The 22,622-nt window shown below is 44.9% G+C and carries 23 protein-coding genes; 6 read left to right on the forward strand and 17 right to left on the reverse strand.

Annotated elements, in window-relative coordinates:
- Positions 1-8 precede the first annotated feature (8 nt).
- From ACLUWI_RS00810 to ACLUWI_RS00825, 4 genes are all read right to left on the reverse strand, one after another.
- Complete coding sequence (locus ACLUWI_RS00810; protein WP_272215379.1) at positions 9-452, reverse strand: hypothetical protein; 444 nt, start codon at positions 450-452, stop codon at positions 9-11.
- Between the two features lie 87 nt (positions 453-539).
- Positions 540-977 carry a Fur family transcriptional regulator gene (locus ACLUWI_RS00815; RefSeq protein WP_412145751.1) on the reverse strand — a complete coding sequence of 146 codons (438 nt, stop codon included), beginning with the start codon at positions 975-977 and terminating at the stop codon, positions 540-542.
- 46 nt (positions 978-1,023) lie between these two features.
- On the reverse strand, positions 1,024-1,584 hold the full coding sequence (locus ACLUWI_RS00820) for a guanylate kinase (protein ID WP_412145752.1): 561 nt from the start codon (positions 1,582-1,584) through the stop codon (positions 1,024-1,026).
- Positions 1,584-2,000, reverse strand: a complete 417-nt coding sequence (locus ACLUWI_RS00825) for a bis(5'-nucleosyl)-tetraphosphatase (RefSeq protein WP_412145753.1) — start codon at positions 1,998-2,000, stop codon at positions 1,584-1,586. The genes ACLUWI_RS00820 and ACLUWI_RS00825 overlap by 1 nt, the downstream gene beginning before the upstream one ends.
- Before the next feature lie 197 nt (positions 2,001-2,197).
- Here ACLUWI_RS00825 and ACLUWI_RS00830 point away from each other — a divergent pair, with 197 nt between their 5' ends.
- Positions 2,198-3,589 (forward strand): amino acid permease, encoded by a 1,392-nt coding sequence (locus ACLUWI_RS00830; RefSeq protein WP_412145754.1) that lies wholly within the window; start codon positions 2,198-2,200, stop codon positions 3,587-3,589.
- A 45-nt stretch (positions 3,590-3,634) separates the two neighbouring features.
- On the opposite strand, the gene ACLUWI_RS00835 is transcribed toward ACLUWI_RS00830, so the two are convergent.
- The 5 genes from ACLUWI_RS00835 to ACLUWI_RS00855 form a co-directional block, all read right to left on the reverse strand.
- Positions 3,635-4,708: an ABC transporter substrate-binding protein gene (locus ACLUWI_RS00835; protein ID WP_412145755.1), complete on the reverse strand. Its 1,074-nt coding sequence runs from the start codon at positions 4,706-4,708 to the stop codon at positions 3,635-3,637.
- Entirely contained in the window at positions 4,705-5,523 is an 819-nt protein-coding gene (locus ACLUWI_RS00840; RefSeq protein ID WP_412145756.1) for an ABC transporter permease, read from the reverse strand. Before ACLUWI_RS00840 ends, ACLUWI_RS00835 begins: the two co-directional genes overlap by 4 nt.
- Positions 5,520-6,335, reverse strand: a complete 816-nt coding sequence (locus ACLUWI_RS00845; protein ID WP_006500557.1) for an ABC transporter permease — start codon at positions 6,333-6,335, stop codon at positions 5,520-5,522. Before ACLUWI_RS00845 ends, ACLUWI_RS00840 begins: the two co-directional genes overlap by 4 nt.
- Positions 6,332-7,438, reverse strand: a complete 1,107-nt coding sequence (locus ACLUWI_RS00850; RefSeq protein WP_006500558.1) for an ABC transporter ATP-binding protein — start codon at positions 7,436-7,438, stop codon at positions 6,332-6,334. The genes ACLUWI_RS00845 and ACLUWI_RS00850 overlap by 4 nt, the downstream gene beginning before the upstream one ends.
- 472 nt (positions 7,439-7,910) lie before the next feature.
- Positions 7,911-8,705 (reverse strand): acetoin reductase, encoded by a 795-nt coding sequence (locus ACLUWI_RS00855; RefSeq protein WP_412145757.1) that lies wholly within the window; start codon positions 8,703-8,705, stop codon positions 7,911-7,913.
- A gap of 444 nt (positions 8,706-9,149) precedes the next feature.
- Between ACLUWI_RS00855 and ACLUWI_RS00860 the strand changes: the two genes are divergently transcribed.
- The gene (locus tag ACLUWI_RS00860; protein WP_412145758.1) at positions 9,150-11,558 is read left to right on the forward strand and encodes a Xaa-Pro dipeptidyl-peptidase; all 2,409 of its coding nucleotides are present in this window, start codon (positions 9,150-9,152) and stop codon (positions 11,556-11,558) included.
- 125 nt (positions 11,559-11,683) lie between these two features.
- On the forward strand, positions 11,684-12,595 hold the full coding sequence (locus tag ACLUWI_RS00865) for a proline-specific peptidase family protein (protein WP_056967656.1): 912 nt from the start codon (positions 11,684-11,686) through the stop codon (positions 12,593-12,595).
- 42 nt (positions 12,596-12,637) lie between these two features.
- On the opposite strand, the gene ACLUWI_RS00870 is transcribed toward ACLUWI_RS00865, so the two are convergent.
- On the reverse strand, positions 12,638-13,024 hold the full coding sequence (locus tag ACLUWI_RS00870) for a winged helix-turn-helix transcriptional regulator (RefSeq protein WP_412145759.1): 387 nt from the start codon (positions 13,022-13,024) through the stop codon (positions 12,638-12,640).
- Between the two features lie 153 nt (positions 13,025-13,177).
- Between ACLUWI_RS00870 and ACLUWI_RS00875 the strand changes: the two genes are divergently transcribed.
- Together ACLUWI_RS00875 and ACLUWI_RS00880 are read left to right on the forward strand one after the other, a co-directional pair.
- Entirely contained in the window at positions 13,178-13,753 is a 576-nt protein-coding gene (locus ACLUWI_RS00875; RefSeq protein WP_412145760.1) for an NADPH-dependent F420 reductase, read from the forward strand.
- 138 nt (positions 13,754-13,891) lie between these two features.
- Positions 13,892-14,533 carry an HAD family hydrolase gene (locus tag ACLUWI_RS00880; RefSeq protein ID WP_412145761.1) on the forward strand — a complete coding sequence of 214 codons (642 nt, stop codon included), beginning with the start codon at positions 13,892-13,894 and terminating at the stop codon, positions 14,531-14,533.
- Positions 14,534-14,701: 168 nt separating this feature from the next.
- Here ACLUWI_RS00880 and ptsP read toward each other — a convergent pair whose 3' ends face one another.
- From ptsP to ulaG, 6 genes are all read right to left on the reverse strand, one after another.
- Positions 14,702-16,429 (reverse strand): phosphoenolpyruvate--protein phosphotransferase, encoded by a 1,728-nt coding sequence (gene ptsP, locus ACLUWI_RS00885; RefSeq protein ID WP_412145762.1) that lies wholly within the window; start codon positions 16,427-16,429, stop codon positions 14,702-14,704.
- Between the two features lie 134 nt (positions 16,430-16,563).
- A complete protein-coding gene (locus tag ACLUWI_RS00890; RefSeq protein ID WP_034540605.1) occupies positions 16,564-17,199 on the reverse strand; it encodes a 3-keto-L-gulonate-6-phosphate decarboxylase UlaD in 636 nt (211 codons plus the stop codon).
- A 26-nt stretch (positions 17,200-17,225) separates the two neighbouring features.
- On the reverse strand, positions 17,226-17,531 hold the full coding sequence (locus ACLUWI_RS00895) for a PTS sugar transporter subunit IIB (RefSeq protein ID WP_034540603.1): 306 nt from the start codon (positions 17,529-17,531) through the stop codon (positions 17,226-17,228).
- 65 nt (positions 17,532-17,596) lie between these two features.
- Positions 17,597-19,099: a PTS ascorbate transporter subunit IIC gene (locus ACLUWI_RS00900; RefSeq protein ID WP_412145763.1), complete on the reverse strand. Its 1,503-nt coding sequence runs from the start codon at positions 19,097-19,099 to the stop codon at positions 17,597-17,599.
- Between the two features lie 11 nt (positions 19,100-19,110).
- Positions 19,111-19,569 (reverse strand): PTS sugar transporter subunit IIA, encoded by a 459-nt coding sequence (locus tag ACLUWI_RS00905; RefSeq protein WP_034540600.1) that lies wholly within the window; start codon positions 19,567-19,569, stop codon positions 19,111-19,113.
- Between the two features lie 92 nt (positions 19,570-19,661).
- Positions 19,662-20,735, reverse strand: coding sequence for an L-ascorbate 6-phosphate lactonase (gene ulaG / locus ACLUWI_RS00910; protein ID WP_412145764.1), 1,074 nt, complete (start codon positions 20,733-20,735; stop codon positions 19,662-19,664).
- 252 nt (positions 20,736-20,987) lie between these two features.
- Here ulaG and ACLUWI_RS00915 point away from each other — a divergent pair, with 252 nt between their 5' ends.
- A complete protein-coding gene (locus ACLUWI_RS00915) occupies positions 20,988-21,755 on the forward strand; it encodes a DeoR/GlpR family DNA-binding transcription regulator (RefSeq protein WP_412135439.1) in 768 nt (255 codons plus the stop codon).
- A 134-nt stretch (positions 21,756-21,889) separates the two neighbouring features.
- Here the strand turns inward: ACLUWI_RS00915 and ACLUWI_RS00920 are convergent, their stop codons facing one another.
- Positions 21,890-22,618 carry an L-ribulose-5-phosphate 4-epimerase gene (locus ACLUWI_RS00920; protein ID WP_412145765.1) on the reverse strand — a complete coding sequence of 243 codons (729 nt, stop codon included), beginning with the start codon at positions 22,616-22,618 and terminating at the stop codon, positions 21,890-21,892.
- Positions 22,619-22,622 lie beyond the last annotated feature (4 nt).

Here is a 22,622-nt window from a genome sequence, read left to right on the forward strand (position 1 = left end):
GATCCCCCTTATTGATTGGCGTCAGTCGTGGTTGTCGTCGTGCCAGTCGTCGAATTGGTACCAGTCGAATTATCAGTTGTCGTACCGGTAGTCTGACTGGTGGTATTGGTTGACGAGCTGGTAGTACCAGCGCCAGCAGTCGTACCATTATCCGTATTATTGTCGGTTGTTTTAGCTGATGAGGTCTTGGTCGTTGACTCCTCATCAACGCTGCTGGTCTGATGAATGCTTTGTACATCAGAATCGCTTTCACTGCTTGGTTTTTTGCGATCACTGCTATGACTGCTGTCTTGGTCATCTTTTTGGCTAGTACTCTGACTAGTTGATGAGGTGCTGACAATCTTAGCCCCTTCACTGGTATTGGTGGTTTTGTTGACCACCACGTTGGTAGCACCTAACGCCAAAACCAATGAAACCAGCGCAAATGGCGTCACAAACGGTGGTGTTTTCATTACTTCTCTCTCCTTTTGTCGTCTGCTCTCTATCTTAGCGCAAAAATTGCCAGTGAGAGTTTGCGAAAAAAATAAGAATTGATGAATTTAATGCGAAGACAGCTGACGACACTGAGCACATAATCCATACAGCTCAAAACTATGTCCCGTAATCTCGGCGCCGGGCAGCTGCTGAGTCAAAAAGTCCCAATCAATCGTTGGCAGCTGAATCTCTTGCACCCGACCGCAGCGCTGACAGATAAAGTGATGATGATGCGATTCGTCACAGCGATACTTAACCACCATGCCGCCAGACTGCGAACTTAATTCAACCAGGCCGATTTCTTGAAACTCTTCCAGATTGCGATAGACCGTGTTATGGCTGGCACCAGGAAACGCCTGGCGCATATGCCTGTCAATCTCCGTAACACTGACATAGCGATCCGGATAGGCAACCAGCAAATCAATCAGCGTTTTTCGCTGCTTAGTGACACGCAGATGATTTTTCTGCAGGATTGCCATGGCTTGTGCTTTAGGATCCGTCATTTTTTCATCCGTCCTTTTTGAAATTATGATTTTAGCACATTTATTTTCAAATGTATCGGCTAAGCAACTGATCCAGTTTTTGCTGCGTCACTGACCAATCATCATTGACAAGCTCAATTGCCTGGCCTTTCAACTCTTGTGGCAGCGACAGATCACGCTGATATTCGCAACTGTTGATTCGCGACTCAATCGCAGCTGGATGATCGCCTCTGGTATGCAGGCGCTCAAAAAGTTGTTGCGGATGACTGACCGTCAAAAAGATTACGACGGCTTGATCGCCCAACTTGGCTCGGTATGTCAGCGCTCCTTTGGTGTCTAAAACAATCACGTCAAATTGATGATGCCGCCAGCCGTTTTCCAGGCCCTCAATTGAAGAGCCATACAGATGATGATCATATTCAACTACTTCCAATAAATGCCGCTTTTTCATTGAGGAGCGCGTCTCAAAATAATAGTCGATGCCATCTTTTTCATTGGCCCGCGGCAAGCGTGTCGTATGCGTAATTACCTTGGCCATATCGTATTTTTTCCTTAAATAGTCGGCCACCGTCGTTTTACCGGTTCCCGCCGCGCCAGTAATTACAAAAACCTTATGCTGTTGATCCATCATGCCTGCGTTAAATGAGCATTAACCTGATCCAACAATTCTTTAAGGTTGTCATAGGTTAAACGCTGGCGAGCATCTTGATAGTTGAACCAGCCGGCATTCTTGATTTCTTCAGCCTGCAGATGCAGATCCTCATTTTTGGGCAGCGCGGCTGTATAAAGCGTCATTTGCTTACGATTGCCATTAGGCAGGTCATATTCAGTATAGACAGAAAAGCTGGTATCAATTGGCAGAACCAGACTGGTTTCTTCCTTGATTTCACGCTGTGCCGTTTCTAAAAGCGTTTCATCACCTTCAACGTGTCCTTTAGGAAAGCCCCAGAAATTGCCTTCGTTTGTACTTTGCAACAATAAATATTCGATTTCTTGGGCGTTTTTCCGATAAACAACGGCTCCTGCGGTCTTTTCAATCGCCATTTATAGCTCCTCCTTAATGTTCTTCTAATTGACTTTTAATGATTATAACATTATGATTATTAATGTCATTATGGCTTATTCTGTTCGGTAAATCCAATGATTATTTCGCAATTATTGCTCATTATCTTTGCCTATGATAAGCTATCACTTAAATTTATTAAGCTATTGGATATTATAACAAAGGTGGTTAAGGTCGGATGAGTTTAAATCTTTTTCGAAAAGAAAGCCTCTCACGCTACCTCAAAGCCGATAACAAATTCGTCAAGTCGCTGTCGGCTGGCGATTTGATGGCCATGGGGATTGGTGCGGTTATTGGGACGGGGATCTTTATTTTACCTGGGACCGTGGCAGCCAACGACGCGGGGCCTGGCGTCTCACTGTCGTTTTTGGCGGCAGCGGTCGTCTGTGCTTTAGCGGGAATGTGTTACGCTGAGTTTTCTTCTGCCATGCCGGTTGCCGGCAGCGCCTATTCTTATGGTAACGTGGTCTACGGTGAATTCATCGGCTGGATCATGGGCTGGGCACTGGTTTTGGAATATATGCTGGCGGTCGCTTCAGTCTCTACCGGTTGGGCAGCCTACTTTAATTCACTGCTGGCCAGCTGTGGAATCAACATTCCTAAGGCGCTGTCCGGTCCATTTGATCCTGTGCATGGCACCTACGTCAATATAGTCGCAATTATTATCGTTTTGCTGATTACTTGGATGCTTTCATTTGGGATGACTTCATCAGTACGCGTCAATAACATTGCCATTGCGATCAAGATTGCAATTATCGTTGCCTTCATCGTGGTTGGCGCCTTCTTCATCAAGAAAGCCAACTACCAGCCATTCCTTCCATATGGCATGCATGGGGTCTTCAAAGGAGCCACGACAGTCTTCTTTGCCTTCTTGGGCTTTGACTGTATCTCAAGCTCGGCTGCCGAAGTTAAAAATCCACAAAAGAACATGCCAATTGGAATCATCGGCACACTGTTAGTCGCGGCCGTACTCTATATGGGCGTTTCAATCGTCTTGACGGGGATGGTTAAATACACCAAACTTGACGTTGCCAATCCAGTTGCCTTTGCACTGCAAGCCGTTCACCAAGACTGGCTGGCTGCCCTGCTTTCAATTGGTGCTTTGATTGGGATGGCCACCATGATGTTTACCATGATTTACTCTTCATCCCGTTTAATCTACTCCATCAGTCGTGACGGTCTTTTACCATCATTTTTGCATAAACTGGATGCCAAGACTAGCACGCCAAAGATCTCACTTTGGATTGTGGCCGCAATTATCGCCGTCATGGGTGGGCTGGTTTCTCTGGATCGCTTGACTGATCTGGTTAATATTGGTACGCTGTTGGCATTTACGCTGGTTTCATTTGGAATCATCCCACTGCGCAAGCGTAAGGACATCGGTAATCAAGGCGGTTTCCGCGTTCCCTGGTTCCCTGTCTTGCCAATCATTTCTGGCTGTGCCTGCCTGTTTATGATGTCGTTTCTTTCCCTTGATACTTGGATTGGAGCCGGTATCTGGTTCTTGATCGGTCTGGTACTATACTTTGGCTATGGCTATCGTCACAGCAAGTTGGCTACTGAAGAATAATCATCAATCAAAAAGCTGATCGAAAACTTTCGATCAGCTTTTTAGTTACTTTTTAAACATCTTAAATTCCAAAAACAGATCATTATAGATACCAATATCTTTTAGTGGCAAGTCATGATAAACCTGCAGATGCTTCATCGTCTGTTTTGGCGGATAGAAAGCCTGATTGCTGGTAACGCTCTTTGGCAAATACTTTTTGGCGGCCTTGTTTGGCGTTGCGTAGCCGATATATTCAGCATTTTGCGCGGCATTCTTGGGATCCAGCATAAAATTCAAGAAAGCATAGGCTGCTTTTTTGTTTTTAGCTGTTTTAGGAATCACCATGTTGTCAAACCAGATATTGCTGCCTTCGCTCGGTACAATGTAATGCAGATGTGAATTGGCATCAATCATCTCACTGGCTTCACCGGAATAGGTAATGCCAACCGCCGCTTCGTTTTGTTCCATGTACATCTTCATTTCATCAGCAATCACAGCCTTGATGTTAGGCGTCAGCTGATCAAGCTTGTCAGCGGCTTCTCTTAATTCCCTATTATTAGTCGTGTTAACGGAATGATGCTGAGTAATCAGTGCAACTGCCATAGCATCACGGGCACTGTCGATCATCATGATGTTGTTCTTGAGCTTTGGTGACCAGAGCTGGCGCCAATGCGAGACATCTTTGCGACTTACTTTTTGATCATTATAAACAATCCCCAACGTCCCCCAGAAATATGGAATTGAATAGCGATTATGCCGGTCGAACGACAGGTTTAAAAACTGCGGATCGATATATTTAAGGTTCGGCAACTTACGATGATCGATCGGCTCTAACAGATGTTCTTTTTTCATCCGCTGAATGGTGTATTCACTTGGAACGGCAATATCATAGTGCGTACCACCCTGGCGAATCTTGGTCAGCATCGCCTCATTGCTGTCAAAGGTCTCATAATCGACATGATAGCCGGTCTCATGCTCGAACTTGGTAATCAGCTGGGGATCAATGTAGTCGCCCCAGTTATAGATCGTCAAGGTTTTATTGCCGCCATCGTTTGCTTTTTGGTTTAGCAGCTTATTGCACCCAAACAGCGCGCCGCACAGCAGCAGGATGCCAATGGCAAAGCTGAGCAGTTTTTTCATTGGACATCACCTTCTTTAACCGTTACGATCTGATTTTTGCGGCTGCTGCCATGCTTGCTGATAAAGTAGTAGCCGATTACCAGCGCCAATGATACCAAGAACATCAAAGTCGAAAGCGCGTTGATCTCCAAGTCAATGCCTTGTCGCGCCCTGGAATAGATTTCAACTGACAGCGTCGAAAAACCATTGCCAGTTACAAAAAAAGTTACCGCAAAGTCGTCCAGTGAGTAGGTAAAGGCCATAAAGTATCCCGACATGATCCCTGGAGCAATCGCCGGCAGCATTACTCGCGTCAATGACTGCCATGGACTGGCCCCTAGATCCGCGGCTGCATCCAGCAGCGTTGGCGACAACTCATCGATTTTAGGTAATACCATCAAAACCACAATCGGAATCGAAAAAGCAATATGGCTGAGCAAAACGGACCAAAAACCAAGCTTCATGCCAATCACCGTAAACAGAATCAAGAAACTGGCCCCAATAATAACGTCTGGTGAAACCATTAAAACATTATTAAACGAAAGCAGGGTGTTCCGCATGGCATTCTTGGTTCGCTTAATCGCCAGCGCCCCCATCGTTCCGATAATCGTCGCCAAAAGCGCTGACAGCAAGGCAACGATCAGCGTATTGATCACAATGGTAATCATTCGCGTATCTTCAAACAGCGTCTGATAGTGCGTCCATGAAAAGCCTTGATACTTTTCCATCGTTTTGCCGGAACTGAATGAAAAGCCAACCAGATAAAGAATCGGCAAATATAAAACAATAAAAACGATTACTAAATAGATCGCGCCCCAGTTGATTTTATGTTTCATTTAGCACGACCTCCCTTTTTCTTTTGCCGATCACCAGTTGCAAACATTACGATGAACATGGCAATGATCAATACCACACCAATCGTTGAACCCATGCCCCAGTTCTGCGTTGTCAAGAAATGCTCTTCAATTGCCGTCCCTAGAGTAATTACACGATTGCCGCCAATCAGACGCGTAATCATGAACAAGGAAAGCGATGGAATAAAGACTGCCTGTACCCCGGCCTTAACCCCAGGCATCGTCAATGGCAGCTCAACGTGCATAAACGTCTGCCAAGAGCTGGCGCCCAGGTCACGACTGGCATTGATCAACGAAGAATCGATCTCGGCCAGTGAGTTAAAGATTGGCAGAATCATAAACGGGATCTCAATGTAGGCCGCGACAAAAATAAAGCTGGCATCAGTAAACAGAATCTGGTGGCTGCCCAGACCGACAAACCGCAAAAACTGATTGATCGAACCGTTTTGACTAAACAGTCCGATAAAGGCATAGGTCTTCAAAAGCAGGTTGATCCAAGTTGGCAAAATGACCAGCAGCAGCCAAAACTGACGATTCGGCAACCGGTTGATCACATACGCTGCCGGATAGCTGATCAAAAGCGTGATCAGCGTGATCAAAAACGCGTACCAGACCGAATTGAACGTCATCCTTAAATAAACATTGGAAGTCAGGTAGCTCTGATAGTTGCCAAACGTGAACTGGCCGTTGATGTTAAAAAAGGATTGATAAAGAATCAAGACCAACGGCGCCACGACAAACAGTACAATCCACAATGCATAGGGAACGACAAACCAGATTTTTTGCTGTTTCAACGTTCATCCTCCTCATCATCACCTTCATAGCTGTCCAACCGTGCATCAAAGGCCGCTTCGGTTTCATGATAGCGCATGATGTGGATGTCTTCGGGATCAAACGTGATGCCGACTTTTTCACCCACTTTCGTTTTATGAATCGAATTGATCTTCCATTCGTGTCCTTCCTCGTCATGAACCATGATCTGATAGTCAACTCCCCGGAACAGCTGCGTATCGACCGTTGCAACCAATTTTCCTTGATCAACGGTCGTAATGTCCAGATCTTCAGGACGCAAGACGGCTTCTACCTTTTCATTCGGCTTCATACCGGCATCAACGCATTCGAAATCATGACCATTGATATTGACCAAAAAGTCTTTCTTCATGATACCTGGGACAATATTGCTCTCGCCAATAAAATCAGCCACAAAATGATTCAACGGTTCGTCGTAGATATCAACCGGCGTGCCGCTCTGCTGAATCATACCATCATTGATAATGAAGATCTGGTCACTCATTGCCAGTGCTTCACCTTGGTCATGCGTGACAAAGATAAAAGTGATTCCCAAACGACGCTGCAAAGCCCGCAGTTCAGCCTGCATCTCCACCCGCAGCTTATGGTCAAGGGCAGAGAGCGCCTCATCCAAAAGCAACACTTTCGGACGATTGACGATCGCACGGGCAATTGCAACCCGTTGCCGCTGACCACCAGACATTTCCGTGATTTCACGTTCGCCATAGCCGTCCAGCTGCACCATATGCAAAGCATCTTGTACCCGCTTGGCAATCTCTTCTTTGGGGATCCGCTTGATTTTCAAGCCAAACGCTACGTTTTCAGCAACGTTCATATGTGGAAAAAGCGCATAGTCTTGAAAGACCGTGTTTACTTGTCGTTGATTAGCAGGAATATCATTGATTCGCTGGCCGTCAAAAATAACGTCGCCACTGGTAGCATCGTCAAAACCAGCAATAATTCGCAGGATCGTAGTCTTTCCTGATCCTGAAGGGCCTAGCAGCGTGTAGAACTTACCGGCCTCAATCGTAAAGTTGATGTCGCGCAGCACAAGGTTATCATCATACTGCTTACTGACATGCCGAAATTCAATTACTTGATTGGTCACGATGTTCTCCTTTTCATCTTTTATTTCCGCGAATTTTTCACGATTACAGCAAACTCAATTATACGCCGAAAGATACTTATCTGTCGCCTTTCAGAGCAAATTAATTCGATTAGGTTTCACGTGGAACATGCTGGTTTGGCAAATCATCCACTGACTGATTATTTTAATGTTGATTTATGTTTTTAAAAGTTTTTATTATTTTTATAACTTTGCATTCAAGATGAGTTATCCTATAAAAGCTGATTATAAATGAGTGATTTTTCGGTAAGAACTTTATTTTAGGGAGAGAAAAAATTGAACACGCAAAAGAGGCTGGGAAAAAAGTCTCAAAACTTAAAAATCGCTAAAAACCACGTTACTGAAAACGTTGATTTCTAGCGATTTTTCATATTACTATTTTCTAAAATTTATCTGAAAATATAGTTTCTTCCCAACCTCTTTACTTTGAATATTCAGTTTAAAAAGGCTGGAATTAGATAAATTGAATCCCGCCATCGATTTGAACGGCTTGACCAGTCATGTAGTCGGACTTGGTCGATGCCAGCCAGGATACATAGTTGGCCACGTCAGCCGGCGTTTCAACCCGGCCCAGCGTGATGGAGCCAGAGTACTTCTTAAGGTAGTCGCCCTTGTTGCCGCCCCATGCTTCAACCATCTTTTCATCGATGTAGTCCCACATGTCAGTGCCAACGATGCCTGGGCAGTAGGCGTTGACCGTAATGTGCTCACGACCAAGTTCCTTGGCGGCAGCCTGCGTCAAGCCCCGAATGGCAAACTTGGATGCGGAGTAGGCGCCAAGCATGTCAAAGGCAATGTGGCCGGCAATACTGGAGGCATTGATGATCTTGCGGATCTTGTCGCCATCGTCCTGCTTGCGGAATTGAGCAGCGGCTGCCTGCATCCCAAACAGTACTGAGTAGACGTTGATGTGGAAAATCTCGTCCATGTCAGCCTCGGTTTCATCCTTGAGCAGCTTGATCTGGGCAATTCCGGCATTGTTTACGTACGTGTCCAAACGGCCAAAGTTGTCAACGGCAGCCTTAACGAAACGTTCGTGACTCTCTTTTTTGGATGCGTCACCGGCTACGGATACGACTTTGCCTTCGTACCCTTGAGCGTTCAATTCTTCAACAGCTTTCTTACCGGCTTCTTCATTGCGGTTGGCGATTACGACATAATAGCCATCCTTAAGCAGCTGGTCTGTAATGCCGCGGCCAATCCCACGGTCTCCACCAGTAACGACAGCAACACGCTTTTCTTCAGACATATCATTACCTCCAAAATACAAACCAAATATGTGATAGGTTCATCTTATCACTAAAGAAAGCGCTTGATCAATTAATTTGTATAAAATGTCACAAATAATTGTCTTTGTCGATGTCATGTATTTCCTTGTTTTTTTAACTTGCAAAAATAAAAACCAAGCGTTTGCAACTATCGTTAATGAACTTCTGCACATAAATTACGAAATTAATCCCAATCAAATATAATTTAAAAAATTACATCGGCGTTGGGAATCCGTGGTATTTCTGGCCGTCATCATTACCATGTCGATCTGACATACTTGCAAAATTCCGACCATCCAAGTTAGCGATTATTCAGCTAGTGTCAAATAATTGCTGAGCCACATCCCAGAAAACGTGAGAATGTTATAAAATATTCACTAATTAATAAGCATCAGCGCTTAGCGTAATTTGGGGAGGTTCTGCCAATGAAAAACAATCAATTTGCCATGATGAGTCTGCCTTTTGAACAGCAATGCCATGAGCTCCAGACTATCCAGCTTCTAAAAGATAACGAGAGCAGCACGCTTAAGCCCAACCAAATGTGGCAGACGCTGCTAGACAGAATCAACTGCAGCTGCATTTCTGAACCGGCATTAAAGCGTTGGCGCCAAGACATTTTGGCAACGCCTGAGCTGAATTTGGATGACTGGCTGGCAAGCGCTCAGCCACTCAATGACCAGGTTTTCTATCTTGTCGGCCTGCAGCTGTTAGAATTTGAGCCAGCAATTGATTTTGCGATTACTGATCCATTAGCTGGGATGGATCAAATGCAGCTTTTACATCATCATTTTGAACAATGGACTACCGCAGACGTGATTGCTGCTTTTTATGATCTTTTAAATACGCATACCAAAAATGGCCAGACACTCTTGGATGCACTCACGGCTCAGGGCTTGCTGAAATGGGCTCAAGCGCTGCCCGCTGACCAAAAGCCGCTCTTTTTTAACGGCAAAGCGCTCGCCGTTTTTGATCCGCACGAGTTCATCTATGAGGTTGTCTATATTGAAACCGACGTTGATACTGATTTCGATGATCAAGCCGATTTGGTAAAAGTTGAAATCATGCGACCCGCTGAATCTAATCAAGGCTTGAAGGTGCCTGCCGTCTTTACCGCCAGCCCCTATAATCAGGGAACCAATGATGAATGGGGCGTAAAAGCAACCCATAACGTTAATCAAACTTTGAGCCATAAAGAACCAGGCCAAGCATCCCCTGTTGAACCATCTTTTAATAATCATCCGCATCATCAACCGATTAAAGGATCTTCAAAAGCTACTGAAACCTTTAGTCAGACGCCGGCCTACACGTTAAACGACTATCTGGCGCCCCGCGGCTTTGCTTCCGTCTATTGTGCCGGAATTGGGACCAGAGATTCTGATGGTCTGCAGACATGTGGCTCGCCTGAACAGGTTGAATCAATGCAGGCCGTGGTTGAATGGCTGCATGGCGATCGCACGGCTTTTTCCGATCGTACCAGCGGATTGGCTGTCAAAGCCGATTGGTGCAATGGCAATGTAGCCATGACAGGCCGCTCCTACTTAGGAACGCTTTCGACTGCCGTTGCAACGACTGGCGTGAAGGGACTCAAAGCCATTATCAGTGAGGCCGCCATTTCCAGTTGGTATGACTATTATCGTGAAAATGGTCTGGTCAGAGCTGCGGGTGGTTTTCAAGGCGAGGATGCCGATACGCTGGCAGCTGAATGCTTTAGCCGTACCAAGCGACCTGGCGACTATCGGCGGGTTGAGAAAATCAATAACCGCTATCTGGCCCAGATGAATCTGGCAATGGATCGAAAAACCGGTAATTACAATGATTTTTGGGATCGCCGCAATTATCGCAAACGGATCGATCAAATCAAAGCCAGCGTTATGATGGTCCATGGGCTCAATGACGACAACGTTAAGCCAAGCAACGTCAAAGCTCTTTATGACGATTTGAAGAAAAATGCAGCCAACAGCAAGCTGATCCTGCATCAAGGCCAGCACATCTATATCAATGCCTTTCGCTCGCTGGACTTTACCGACATGGTGAATCTCTGGCTTTCCAACAAGCTTTGGAAAATCGACAATCATGCCGATGATCTGCTGCCGGCCGTATTGGTTCAAGACAATGCCACACCAGAAACCTGGACGGCCTATCAAAATTGGGATGAAGATCACAGTGCCAAATTCTATCTCAATGCTCACCAAAAGCTGAGTGAAAAAGAGCCATTGGTAACGCCAACTCGCGACTTTACCGATTATCAATGGCAGACAGAGATCTACCAGGATTGGTGCGCTCATCCCGCTCATTGGAAAAAGGCTCTGCTAAGCGAGAAGAATCGCTTCAGTCTCAGCTATCTGACCGCGCCGTTGACTGATGACTATCTGTTGCGCGGCACGCCAACCGTAAGACTAAGAGCGGCTTGTGACAATGATCATGGCCTGCTCTCTGTCTTTTTGATCGACCAGGGATCGGCCAAGCGTCTGGCTGAGAATCCCGTCTTATTGAGCCGTAATGGGCTTTCGCTGGGCTATCACTGGAAATATGATGATCTGCGCGAATTCAAGCTGCAAAATGAGTCAACACCTTATAAGGTAATCGCTTATGGCCATATTAATCTGCAAAATCCCCACGATTCCGCCGTCACTGAGCCACTCTACCCGAATGAATTCGTGGATCTCACTTTATCGCTGCAGCCCGTTTTCCATCGACTGCTAAGGGGGCATCAATTGCGGCTGGTGATCTGCGGTACCGACTATGAAATGACGCTGCGTGGCAACGAAAAAATCAATTATCAAATCATGACTGAAAATTCGGCACTGTTTTTGCCTGATTTTGAAAAATTATGATAGATTTTCTGTCACATTTGCCAAAGTGGCAGTGTTTTTGGTTTACGTTATCTAATAAAAAACGTAAAATAGTCTTTAAACTATTAATTTAGCGTTTATATCTGAGAGAATGGGAGTTGACGATTTTGAAACAAGGTACAACGATTTTAACCCTTGATAACGGTTATCATTTATGGACCAACACGCAAGGTGAAGGTGACATTCATCTGCTGGCGCTGCATGGTGGCCCTGGCGGCAATCATGAATACTGGGAAGATGCTGCCGATCAATTAAAGAAGCAGGGACTTAACGTTCAAGTTCACATGTATGACCAATTAGGCTCTTTGTATTCTGATCAGCCAGACTATTCTGATCCTAAGATTGCCGACAAATACCTGACTTATGAGTACTTTTTGGATGAAGTCGAAGAAGTACGGCAAAAGCTAGGGATTGATAATTTCTACTTGATTGGCCAAAGCTGGGGCGGACTGCTGGTTCAAGAATATGCCGTTAAATACGGTCAACACTTGAAGGGCGCCATCATCTCCTCAATGGTTGACGAAATCGACGAATATGTTGCCCATGTCAACAAGGTTCGCGAAGACGTCTTGCCCGCTGAAGAAGTTGCCTTCATGAAGGAATGCGAAAAGAACAACGACTATGACAACGATCGCTACCAAGCCGACGTGCAGGTCCTTAACGAAAACTTCGTCGACCGCAAGCAGCCATCCAAGCTTTACCACGTCAAGGATCTTGGCGGTACAGCTGTCTACAACGTCTTCCAGGGTGATAACGAGTTTGTGATTACCGGCAAGCTCAAAGACTGGCACTTCCGCGACCAATTAAAGAACATCAAGGTACCAACCTTGCTGACGTTCGGGGAACACGAAACCATGCCTTTGGATACTGCCAAGACTATGGAAAAAGAAATTCCAAATGCCAAACTGGTTACCACGCCAAATGGGGGTCATCACCATATGATTGACAACCCTGACGTCTACTACAAGCACTTGGCTGACTTTATTCGTGAAGTCGAATCTGACACTTTCAATAAATAATCAAAATGCTCTGCCTAAAGATTTAAGCAGAGCGTTTTTTGACTATGGTCGTTTTTGCGCAAAATCATTTTCCGGCTGTTTATTCGTCTTGTTTTTTTCGGGATGACTGGCCAGATACTGATTGCCCCAACTATGAATTGCTTTTAAGATCGGATCCATGCTTTGTCTAAGACTGGTCAAGCTGTATTCAACGTGTGGCGGTACTTCGGGAAAGACCTGCCTTTGTACGATTCCATCAGCCGTCATCTCATGAAGACTTTGTGTTAGCATCTTTTGACTGATACCAACAACGTTGCGCTGCAGCTCACTATATCTTTCGCTTGAATGCATCAGTAGTTCTCGCATAATCAGAATCTTCCACTGACTATTCAACAGTGAAAGAGTGGTCGCGACTGGACAGCTGCCATCTTGAGCTAATTTTTTCGTCAAATTTAATTCCTCCTTTATTTAAAGGATTTCACAATTCCTACCAATTGGTGCGTAGCGAACTTAAAAGTTGGTACTTACTAAAAGTAAGATTTAGTCTTATTATAATCTACAATGATATAAGAAAACAGCTTTTAGAACCAGGAGGACAAAAAAATGGAAATCACAATTTTTGGTAAAGGTAACATGGGACAAGCAATCGGTAAAAACTTTGCCGATGCTGGCAATGACGTTCAATACTATGGCTCAAAAGACACTGCTGAACGCCTCGGCGACATCGTAATTATGGCCGTTCCATATCCAGCATTGGTAGCACTTGCCAAGCAGTACCAAACCAAGCTGGCTGGTAAAATCGTTGTTGACATCACTAACCCATTGAATTTTGAAACTTTTGACGAACTGGTAGTGCCAGCTGACAGCTCAGCAGCGCAACAACTGCAGAAACTGCTGCCGGCAAGTACGGTACTGAAGGCTTTCAACACTACTTTCGCAGCTACGCTTCAAAGCGGCAAAATTGGTGATCTGCCAACAACGGTTTTGGTCGCTGGCGACGATGAAGATGCCAAGGAAACCTTTAAGGCAGCCTTAGCAGACAGTGCTTTGCGGGTATTGGATGCTGGTAAGCTCAAGCGGGCTCGTGAGCTGGAATCACTTGGCTTTTTGCAGCTGACTCTGGCAGCCAGTGAAAAAATCGGCTGGGACGGCGGTTTCGGCATCGTTGGCGTTAACTAATAGAACTTTTATAATAGAGCTTCTCTCGCGTTACCTTGGCAAAGCCAGGTAGCGCATTTTTCAATATTTTCATAAAGAGATTTGCGGTACAATTAAGGCGTTGAGGTATGGTCCACATACAGGAGGATTTTATTTTTTATGATTAAAAACTACATTTTCGACATTGATGGTACCCTGATCAATACGATTGACATGTATATGCCGGCAATGATTGAAATTTTAGAGAAGTACGGCTTTCATACAGATCCTGCCGAGGTAGAACAGAAAAAGCATGATTTATTTGGCATTACCGGTTTGGATGCTTTAAAGATTGCTGGCGTCGCCGATGAAAAAATGCGTCGCCAAATGCAGCAGGAATGGTTCAAACTGGCTTATCAAAGAGAAGATCGCGTTAAAGTGTTTGAAGGAATTCCAGAAACGCTTCTGGAACTATCCCAACGTCCCGACACTCAGATAGCAATTGCCACTTCCAAATTGCGTGACGAGTATGACAATCATTTTGCCAATCTATTTACTTTTGCCAACTTGTTTGACATTGTTATCACCTCAAATGATACCGATCGCCATAAACCAGATCCAGATCCTGTTTTAGCTGCTTTAAGCCAAATGCACGGCGACCCAGAAACCGCCGTCTACGTTGGTGACACAGTCAATGATGAAAAAGCCGCGCATGCCGCTGGAGTTAAGTTTGCCGCAGCATTATATGGTGCCGCCACTCCTGAAAAGATTATGGACGGTGACTTTTTGCTTCACCAGCCTGCTGATCTGTTAAATATATAATCATGATAACTGCACTGTTTTCGACACAAGCCAAAACAGTGCTTTTTCTTTCAGATATCTAGGAATCGCTTCTATCAATACCAAAGGCAGCCAGACTCTGCATCAACTTGCAAAAGACTGGCTGCCTAATGATTTTAGTGATATATTTTCAATTTAACTTAACGATGATCAATTCATTCCAAGGCGCGTCTTAACCATCTTTTCCACTTCATCAGCCGTGTAGCACAGATTGATGGCGTCGTTGGCCCACTTGGCACATTCCTTGGTGTCCAGATTCTTCATCATGCTCCGCGTCCGCAGAATCGAGCTGGCACTCATGGAATACTCATCCAGTCCCATGCCCAGCAATAATGGCATAGCCAGCTGATCACCAGCCATTTCGCCACACATCGCCGCCTTGGTGTTGTTGGCGTGAGCGGCGTCAATCACGTGCTTGATCAGCCGCAAAAAGGCCGGATTAAGTGGCTGATACAGATAGGATACCGCGTCGTTGCCTCGGTCAGCCGCAAAGCAGTACTGAATCAGATCGTTGGTCCCGATACTGAAGAAGTCGACTTCCTTAGCCAATTGATCGGCATACAAAGCCGCTAATGGCACTTCAATCATCATCCCGATCTTAACATTGTCGCCCAGGCCAGGGTGATCCTTTTGCAGCTCATCCTTGCATTCCTGATAGATTGCCTTGGCCTGGCGCAGTTCGGCTAGGGTCGCAATCATTGGGAACATGATCTCAACCGGACCAAATTCTGAGGCCCGAATCAAGGCGCGTAACTGCGTCTTGAAGATGTCAGGCCGGTGCAGGCAGATTCGAATGGCCCGATAGCCCAAGAATGGGTTCATCTCTTCAGGCAGCGGCAGGTAGTTCAGCGGCTTGTCGCCCCCAATGTCCAGCGTCCGCACGACAACCGGCTTGCCTTGCATGCCCACGACTGCTTTTTTGTAGGCTTCAAACTGTTCGTCTTCGGTTGGGAGATGATCACTGCTCATATACAGGAACTCGGACCTAAACAGACCGACTCCATCGGCACCCTGCTTAACGGCATCCGCCACGTCATCGGGAGTCCCAATGTTGGCCGCGATCTCAAAGTGCTTGCCGTCTTTTGAAACGGATGGGGCGTCCACTAATTTGGCCCATTCGGCACGCTCTTTTTCAAATGCCGTGGCCTTCTTTTGGTACTCATCGATCTCAGCCTGGCTTGGATTAACGATGATGTCGCCATGCAGGCCATCCACGATGACCATATCACCACTCTTGATCGCGCTCGTGACGTCTTCGGCACCAACCACAGCCGGAATCCGCAATGTCCGCGCCATGATGGCCGCGTGACTGGTCCGGCCGCCCAGATCGGTTGCCAATCCCTTGACGAACTTGGCATCCATCTGCGAGGTATCGGATGGCGTAATCTCCTTGGCAATGATTACGACCGGTTCGCTGATAGAGGCAATGTCTGGCAGCTGCTTGCCCAGCAGATGACTCAGGGCCCGCTTGGCAACGTCTTTAACGTCAGCGGCCCGTTCCTGCATGTACTTGTTGTCAGTCATAGCGGCCAGGACGTTGGCAAAATTGGTCGTCACGTCCGTCATGGCTTCTTCGGCGGAAACGTGCTGACTTTCAATTTCATCTTTGATCTGACTCTTCATTTCTGGGTCGGACAGAATGGCGATGTGCGCGTCAAAGACTTCCAGTTCTTCATCGCTCAAACGGTTCTTGGCGTTCTGCTTGATGGCAGCCAATTCCGAGATTGACTGATCAAAAGCATCCTCAATCCGCTGATATTCTGCAGCCGGATTGTCAATCTCCTTTTTTTCAAAACTTAAATCAGGTTCCGCAAGCGTGTATGCTTTAGCAATTCCAATACCGTCACTGGCGGCAATTCCTTTAACAGTACATAACATATCGATTTCTCCATTCAATCAATTTCTAGATAGTAAAAAGCGATGGATTTACACATCTCGTGTGCCATCCATCGCTTTTCATGCAAAAGAGAGTGAACCTGGGCAATGTCAGCCCAAGAAGTGTTTAGATGTAATTAGCTCCAGATGCAGTTGATCTCGTCTTTAAATTCTTGTGCCGCTGCGTGTGGATCCTTGGCTTGAGTAATCGCACGACCCGCGATGAAAGTGTATACGTCAACTCCATTGAAAAGCTTCAAGACATCTGGCTTAACACCACCAGTTACGGAAACCTTAAAGCCCATATCAATCAATTTCTTGACTTCATTCAGATCATGTTCACCCCAGGTTTGACCGGCAAACTTGGCATCACGACTTTGATGATAGACAACTTGATGAATACCATTGTCCAACCACTCTTGAGCCTGTTCTTCAGTCCAGTTTCCATACAGCTCAACTTGAACTTCAATTTCTTTTTGTGCATTAGCCATCGTTGGCGTCGTTGCGGCACAGATACAGGTCATCCAGTCTGCACCAGCTTCTTTGCAGACATGACCGACATGCCCGCCCGCATCTGCTGTCTTACAGTCCGCGAGCAGAATCTTGTCAGGGGCAAGAGCTCGAAGTGACTTAACTGCTTTCATCCCTTCTTGATAAATCAGCAACGTACCTGCTTCTACAACATCTACAACATCCACAACTTGACGCGCTACATTGATAGCAGTTGGCAAATCATCAGTATCTAATGCTACTTGCAATTTTGGCATTGACATATCTTAAGACTCCTTTTAACCGTTGATTACTTGTTAAGGAACTTCTTTTCCAGATCAGAAGCCTTGACCTTTTCTTCGACCTCTTGTTGTGACATAACATTTTTGATTCCAATGACCTCGCCACCACGATCTGTAACATCCTTAAACATCTTTACAAACGGCAAAGACGTGAATACAACATCGTAGTTGCGAGCAGTTCCCTTTGCCTCAGAAACAGAGGTGTGGTCGCACTGAGTAATGTTAAACCCCATCTTCTCCAATGTTTTCTTAGCAGTACGCATCAGCATCAAACTAGTACCAGAACCATTTGCACACGCAGTCAAAACTTTCATAATTTTCCTCCTCAAGCAGTCAAGCTTGTAATCATTCAGCTAATCTTTAGTATTATTATTTTTAATTATTCAGCATCGCTCTTACCATGTAGCTTCTTCCATGCTTCATAGTCCTTCGTAACCAAGAAGTATCCTTCTGGGTCTGCACGATATTGAAGCTGAGGAATGATGATCAAGATCAAAGCAACCACCGCAATACCTACGTAGCCAAGGTACTTCATAATTACTGTAAAGAATGGCCATACCGTTGCCCAGTCGAACATACCAAGGTATCCACCGTAAGAAGCCATTCCGACCCAGGTTGCAATAAAAGCTGAACCGGCAACTTGAATCAGTCCACTAATAAATGGACAGATCATCGCATACTTGTACCCGCCACGGTTGTTGCAGTAGACCCCGATTGCAGCGTTGTCAAAGAACAGAGGTATGAATCCAGCTACCACGATCGTTGGCGAATGCATAATCAGCAGCAATCCAATCATTAAGAATTGTCCAAGCGCACCAAACATAAAACCAATAGTAGCAGCATTTGGTGAACCAAAACCAAGTACAGCAGCTACGTCGATACCTGGAACCGAACCTGGCAGCCAACGGTCTGAAATCCCGGTAAATGATTCCGTTAATTCGTTAACGAAAGTCCGAACCCCAAGCTGCAGAATAGCAAGATAAACAGCAAACATCAGTGAAGTCTGCAGAATGTAGAAGAAGAAACTTTGCCCTTTTTCCATAAATCCTGCGTGAATCAAGTAGGTTGGTCCTAAAACCACCAAGATAATTCCAAAGAAGAAAAGCATCAAAATTGAAGTTGAAACCATATTGTCGTTGAACATCGAGAGGAATCCAGGGAGTTCGATGTCTTCCAAACGCTTTGCTTCAACTTTTTTACCCTTCTTAGCTGCTCGTTTGGACAGCCATTCAGATAATTTTGCAAAGAAGAAAATCCCAAACATTTGTTGGTGAGCAATTGCAAAGTCAGCACCATCCGTTAATTCTTGGGTAATCCCAACAGTCAAGTTCGAACCAACTGCCCAGTACAGCCCCAGAACGATACTCATTACAATCAGGATCGGCAGCCGCCCCATGTGAGGGAAACAGAAGAGGAACAACCAGAATGCCGTCGCAGCTTGTTGCACTTGGACATTACCAGTTGTAAAAACCGAACGCAACTTCGTATATTTTTGGAAACGAACCAGCAAGATATTAATAATGTAGGCAAACAACAATAGGAGCATCGTGTCGGCAAAAGAGCGACCGAATCGTTTCATGATCCCAACGGTTACGGCGTTTTGACCGAAGTAAGGGTCGATAACCATTGCGTGAAGGTGAAAACGATCTTTTAAGCCAACAATGATTGGTCGAAATGATTGAACCAAACCATTAGAACCCGCTACCAAGATGAAGTATCCGACCGTGGCCTTCAAAAAGCCGGAAATAACTTCATACCACTTCTTCTTTTCCAAAAGATAACCAACCAGGACGATCAGACCGATCATAAACGCTGGCTGTTGGAGGATATTTTGGGCGAAGTAAGTCCAAATCGCCATCAGGAACTTTAATACAGCATCCATACCTGCTCACCTCACATGTTGTGCTTTGCCATGACTTCATGGTAATCATCCATGTTCTTGACTTTCTTTAAGTCTTCCACCATTCCATCTTCCATCAGCATGTCTGCCAATTTGGAAATATTTTTAACATGGGTATCATGGTCCTTGGCCGCCAGCATAAAGAACAGGCGAGCATCTTTTTCGGGGTTGCCTTCTTCAAACGAAACGGTATTCGGCATGATCGTAAAACCAATTCCCGTTCCTAAGACGCCACTGTTTTCTGCTGAAGAGTGTGGCATTGCAACGCCAGGTACGATTACAATGTATGGACCATACTTCTTAACGTCTGCAATCACTTGGTCAATATATTCATCCGTTACCAAGTTATTCTTCTTCATGATCTCACCACTGATACGAATCGCTTCTTCCCAGTTTTGGGGATGCTTATCAGTGATGTTAATCAACCCATTTTCCAAAAAATAACGAAGCATTTTTATTCCTCCTCAACCCACCCTTACAATGGGCTAATTAATTCTTCTACTAGATTTTGAAGTCATTCATCCACTCTTTAGCTAAAATGAATTTAGAGCAGTTCTGGGAATGGCAGATCTGGACTGTTCTTGAACGCATCATGGAAGCCACGGTCGTACATGTATTCAAACTTGTCCTTGTCTTGTGGATAGTTGAACTCACCACCGACCTGAAGAATATATGGCTTGAACTTGTATTGCAGACGGTACTTCTTGCGATCCCAAAGTGCAATGATGTCTTTAGGATCCGTAAAGAAGTTTGACCAGATATCCCAGTGCATTGGAATTACGACTTTAGTGTTAAGATCTTCAGCCATCCGCAGTACTTGAGAGTCATCCAGCTTATCAGTAATACCGCGAGGATTTTCACCATAAGCACAAAAGGCAACGTCAATCTTGTTTTCGTTACCATGCTTTACAAAAGTGTTGGAGAAGTGAGAATCACCAGCATCATACAGGTTGCCACCAGAAGTTTCAAACAGGTAGTTAACGGCGATTTTGCTCATATCTTTAGGCATCGTACCTGCCAACTTAACGTTAGGATCGTCTTCTGTAACAAGTTCAGTTCGGTCAAATGATTCCAATGCTTTGATCGTCACAGCCCCAACCTTAACCTCATCACCAGGTTTAACTACAATGGTCTTTTCTTCAGGAATGCCCCAGCTCAGCCATTCATCAACCACGCCTTGTGGTCCGATAAATTTAGCGTTTGGACAATTCTTGTTGACACAGGCTGCCGTGTAGATATCCAGGTGGTCGTGGTGCGTGTGCGTTACGCAAAGTGCATCGACATCCTTAACAGAAAATGGATCGATTACGTAAGGACGGTTACGTAAGTTTGGCTGCTGTGCTTCAACACCGGCCATCCGCATCATTTGATGGCCTTTACGCATCTTGCCATCGCCATGAGTATGCTTGCCAGTACCATTCCACATATCTACGACAATATTCGTGCCTTCATGCGTCTTAAGCCAGAAACCCATGCATCCTAACCACCAAGTTGCAAATGATCCTTCTGGCACTTGTTTGTCGGCAATCGTTTCGTTAAGGTAGGATCCCCATTCAGGGAAGTTATCTTTAGCGAATGCTTCTGGAGTTACATCATTAACGTTCTTTACTGAAGCCATAATTAAATTCCTCCTTGGAAAAGCTAAAGTTATAATTTCTTTACTCTTTTATCCTAAAACTCATATAAAGCGTTTACAATCATGTTATAAGTTAATTTCTTATTTTTTATGTTATTTTTCTTTTATATTAGATAAAAATCGCATATATTCAAACAACAACTTCCTTTTTAGCAAAAATAAGCCATAATAGAAACACTTTATATGTTATAATCACGTTAAGATACGATTTTATATCATAGGATGCTGATAAAAATGAAAAATTCAACCAAAAATATTCAAGAACGGCAAGAAAAAATCCTCTCTTTTCTTTGCGAAAAAAAAGAAATGTCGATTAGTGAACTCAGCCAAGCATTAAATGTCTCAGAGATGACCATTCGTCGTGACTGCTCCACCCTTTCTCTTCGGGGACAAATAAATCAAAAGAAGGGCATTATCACGTATATCGAGCCTAAATCAAAAGATAACCAAAGCTCACTTGAACGAATCAATGCTAGTCTCGGAAGCGAGGCCGCCAAATTTGTTAAAGATGGTGAGATCGTGTTTATGAATTCAAGTTCAACAGCTTTGAAGTCATTGCCCAAGCTGTTGCAAAAAAAGATCTATATTATGACTAACAATCTTCATGCTGCTGATTACATTTCAGAAAACGACAAAGCTACTTTGCTAATGAGTGGTGGCGATATCGTTAATGATCATTTAATTATGAGTGGCGATATCGCAAAACAATCATTTTCCAGTATGAGATCTGACTGGGGAATTATTGGCTGCGCCGGGCTTAGTCTAGAACATGGTATCTCGACGCCATATCTTAGAGAAGCTGCCATCAACAAAACCATCATTAAAAATTCTCGAAGATTGATTCTGGTTGCCAACTACAGTAAATTCAACAGTTTTTCCAACTTTACCATTGGGAATATTAAAGATATCGATGTGTTGATTACCGACACGTTTGCTTCTGGAGAGCTTATTTCGGCTATTCGTCAAGAAGGAATTCAAGTTATTCAAGTTCCCCAGTTATAACAACCCTAGCAAAAAAAGATGAAATCCTAGAAAGGGGTTTCATCTTTTTTATAATAGCACTAATTTTAAATATATTTTCGATATTTTAGTAAATTTATATTAATTTAAAATACATTTTTAGTTATAAAGTATTATTATTCACGCTTGGCATGGTCCTTAGAATGCGCATTGTTTTGACCGTAGTAGGCATTGGCACCATGCTTACGGTAGTAGTGCTTGTCTAATAGGTACTGTGGCAGTTCCAGATTTTGACGCGTCAATTGCATGGCGTGATAGTCTTCTTCAGCTACCACTTCCAGCACCTTGGCATTGTAGACGGCCTTGTCTGGCGTTGGGCCCCAGGCAAATGGGCCGTGTTGCGAAACCAATGCGGCCGGCGTTGCTTCATAGTCCAAGCCGCGTTCTTCAAACGTCCGCACGATCGTCTTGCCCGTGTTGCCCTCATAGTCTTCTTCGATTTCTTCTTTAGTCAGGGCATCAGCAGCTGGCACATCGGTATAGAAAGTGTCCGCGTGTGTCGTGTTTAAGGCTGGAACATCCATATTAGCTGCTGCAAACGAAACAGCCCATGGTGAATGCGTGTGGACGATTCCACCAATCTTTGGAAAATGATTGTACAGATAAGTGTGCGTCGGCGTGTCAGAAGATGGGTTCATGTCCCCTTCTACGACCTCGCCTTTTAAGTTGACGACGACCATATCTTCCGGCTTCAGTTCATCGTATGGCACTCCGGATGGCTTGATAACGTACAGGCCCTTTTCACGATCGATCCCCGAAACGTTGCCCCACGTAAACGAAACCAGTCCCAGCTTAGGCAGCTGCATGTTGGCTTCATAGACTTCCTGTTTTAATTCTTCGAGCATGTTA

This window comes from Limosilactobacillus mucosae (assembly GCF_046939755.1).
GTDB lineage: Bacteria > Bacillota > Bacilli > Lactobacillales > Lactobacillaceae > Limosilactobacillus > Limosilactobacillus mucosae_A.

Excerpts from the sequence above, each read along its gene's own strand:
- ACLUWI_RS00860 (WP_412145758.1), top strand. The coding sequence starts at position 9,150 with ATGAAAAACAATCAATTTGCCATGATGAGTCTGCCTTTTGAACAGCAA.
- ACLUWI_RS00835 (WP_412145755.1), bottom strand. The coding sequence starts at position 4,708 with ATGAAAAAACTGCTCAGCTTTGCCATTGGCATCCTGCTGCTGTGCGGC.
- ACLUWI_RS00810 (WP_272215379.1), bottom strand. The coding sequence starts at position 452 with ATGAAAACACCACCGTTTGTGACGCCATTTGCGCTGGTTTCATTGGTT.
- ACLUWI_RS00875 (WP_412145760.1), top strand. The coding sequence starts at position 13,178 with ATGGAAATCACAATTTTTGGTAAAGGTAACATGGGACAAGCAATCGGT.
- ulaG (WP_412145764.1), bottom strand. The coding sequence starts at position 20,735 with ATGGCTTCAGTAAAGAACGTTAATGATGTAACTCCAGAAGCATTCGCT.
- ACLUWI_RS00855 (WP_412145757.1), bottom strand. The coding sequence starts at position 8,705 with ATGTCTGAAGAAAAGCGTGTTGCTGTCGTTACTGGTGGAGACCGTGGG.
- ACLUWI_RS00880 (WP_412145761.1), top strand. The coding sequence starts at position 13,892 with ATGATTAAAAACTACATTTTCGACATTGATGGTACCCTGATCAATACG.
- ACLUWI_RS00895 (WP_034540603.1), bottom strand. The coding sequence starts at position 17,531 with ATGAAAGTTTTGACTGCGTGTGCAAATGGTTCTGGTACTAGTTTGATG.
- ACLUWI_RS00825 (WP_412145753.1), bottom strand. The coding sequence starts at position 2,000 with ATGGCGATTGAAAAGACCGCAGGAGCCGTTGTTTATCGGAAAAACGCC.
- ACLUWI_RS00890 (WP_034540605.1), bottom strand. The coding sequence starts at position 17,199 with ATGTCAATGCCAAAATTGCAAGTAGCATTAGATACTGATGATTTGCCA.
- ACLUWI_RS00840 (WP_412145756.1), bottom strand. The coding sequence starts at position 5,523 with ATGAAACATAAAATCAACTGGGGCGCGATCTATTTAGTAATCGTTTTT.
- ACLUWI_RS00820 (WP_412145752.1), bottom strand. The coding sequence starts at position 1,584 with ATGGATCAACAGCATAAGGTTTTTGTAATTACTGGCGCGGCGGGAACC.
- ACLUWI_RS00830 (WP_412145754.1), top strand. The coding sequence starts at position 2,198 with ATGAGTTTAAATCTTTTTCGAAAAGAAAGCCTCTCACGCTACCTCAAA.
- ACLUWI_RS00915 (WP_412135439.1), top strand. The coding sequence starts at position 20,988 with ATGAAAAATTCAACCAAAAATATTCAAGAACGGCAAGAAAAAATCCTC.
- ACLUWI_RS00920 (WP_412145765.1), bottom strand. The coding sequence starts at position 22,618 with ATGCTCGAAGAATTAAAACAGGAAGTCTATGAAGCCAACATGCAGCTG.
- ACLUWI_RS00815 (WP_412145751.1), bottom strand. The coding sequence starts at position 977 with ATGACGGATCCTAAAGCACAAGCCATGGCAATCCTGCAGAAAAATCAT.
- ACLUWI_RS00900 (WP_412145763.1), bottom strand. The coding sequence starts at position 19,099 with ATGGATGCTGTATTAAAGTTCCTGATGGCGATTTGGACTTACTTCGCC.
- ptsP (WP_412145762.1), bottom strand. The coding sequence starts at position 16,429 with ATGTTATGTACTGTTAAAGGAATTGCCGCCAGTGACGGTATTGGAATT.
- ACLUWI_RS00905 (WP_034540600.1), bottom strand. The coding sequence starts at position 19,569 with ATGCTTCGTTATTTTTTGGAAAATGGGTTGATTAACATCACTGATAAG.